The organism is Micromonospora sp. NPDC049799, from assembly GCF_040656655.1.
Taxonomy (GTDB): Bacteria; Actinomycetota; Actinomycetes; order Mycobacteriales; family Micromonosporaceae; genus Micromonospora.
On the sequence record NZ_JBFAMU010000774.1, the window covers coordinates 1 to 1,709 of the forward strand.

General features: G+C 75.7%; 1 protein-coding gene. It reads right to left on the reverse strand.

From position 1 onward, the window contains the following. Nucleotides 1-1,585, reverse strand: a 1,585-nt coding sequence (locus AB0I76_RS29345) for an acyltransferase domain-containing protein (protein WP_357042230.1), incomplete at its 3' end; no start/stop codon positions are given. Nucleotides 1,586-1,709: the final 124 nt, after the last annotated feature.

The window sequence follows — 1,709 nt, forward strand, 5'->3', positions numbered from 1 at the left end:
GCTGCCTGGCGGCGGCGGTGGGTGCGGGGCCGGTTTCCGGCAGCGTGGCCGCGATCCCGGCGACGGTCGGTGTCGCGAAGACCGCCTCCAGCGGCAGCGCGACGCCGAGCCGGGCCCGCAGCCGCACGACGAGTTGGGTGGCCAGCAGCGAGTGCCCGCCGAGCTCGAAGAAGTTGTCGAGCGCCCCGATCGGCCGGATGCCGAGCAGCTCGGTCCAGAGCTCCGCCACGCACTCCTGCGCGGGGGTGCTCGGAGCGACGTAGGCCGTGCTGACGGCCGGCCGGTTGGCGGCGTCGACGGACTCGGGCGCGTCCGGGGCGATCGGGGAAGCCGCCGCCGGCGGGGCGGGTGCGGGGTCCGCCGTGCCGGTCCGTGGCGCCGGGTCCACCCAGTAGCGGTGCCGCTCGAACGGGTAGCCGGGCAGGGGCAGGCGATGGCACGGGCCACCGTGGAACCGTTGCCAGTCGACCTGCACCCCGGACAGCCACAGTCGGCCGACCGCGTCGAGCATCGTGGTGAGGTCGTCGGCGTCGCCGCGCGGATGCCGCATCGCCGCCACCACCTGGCCGGGTCGCACTCCGGCCAACCGGGCCAGGCCACCGAGGGCGTGCCCGGGGCCCAGCTCCGCGAGGACGACGTCCTGCTCGGCGAGCAGCGCGGCCGACTCGGCGAACCGGACCGGCTCCCGCATGTGCCGCACCCAGTACACGGGGTCCGTGACCTGCCCGGGGGTGACCGGGCCGCCGGTCAGGTTGGTGAGGTACGGGCGTTCCGGTTCGTGGTAGGTCACCCGGCGGGCGTGGTCGGCGAACTCGTCGAGCACCGGATCGAGCAGGGCGGAGTGGTAGCCCCGGGTGACCCGCAGCGGCCGGCACTCGACCCCGTCGGCGGTCAGCCGCCGGCGCAGCTCCTCGATCGCCTCTCCAGCGCCGGACAGCACGCACAGCTCGGGTGCGTTGACGGCGGCCAGCGACAGACCGTCCGCCAGCAGCCCGGCCACCGCCGTCTCGGGCAGGCTCACCGCGAGCATCGCCCCGGCCGGGGTCCGTTCGACCAGCTCGCCGCGGGCGCTCACCAGCCGCACCGCGTCGGCCAGGGAGAAGACGCCGGCGAGGCACGCGGCGACGTACTCGCCGAGGCTGTGTCCCACCATCAGGTCCGGGGTGACCCCACGGGCGAACAGCGACCGGGCGAGGGCGTACTCGGTGACGAACAGCGCGGGCTGGATCAGCCGGGGCCGCGCGAGCAGCCGCTCCGCCTCCGGATGGCCGTCGGGGGCCGGGCAGAGCAGCGTGCGCAGGTCGAGGCCCAGGTCGTCGTGGAGCAGTTCGGCGCATTCGTCGACCACGGCCCGGTAGGTCGGTTCCGCGTGGTACAGGCCGGCACCCATTGCCACGTGCTGGGCGCCGTGTCCCGGGAAGGCGAACACCAGCGCCCGCCGGCCGCCAGGATGAGCGCCGGTGAACTGCCGCTGCGGCGCGTCGAGGGCGGCCAGCGCGTCGGCGCGGTCCGCCGCGACGAGGAAACGCCGGTGGGCCATCGGCTGGCGCCGGCCCAGGTTGGCCGCCACGTCGGCGATGTCCACCTCGGGGTGCGCGCCGAGCCAGTCGCGGATGCGCGAGCAGCGGGACCAGCTCAACGAGCGCGGCGCCCAGCCGGAGCGGGAGATGGTGGACGCCACCATCGCCCGGCAGATCTGGTCGGACCGC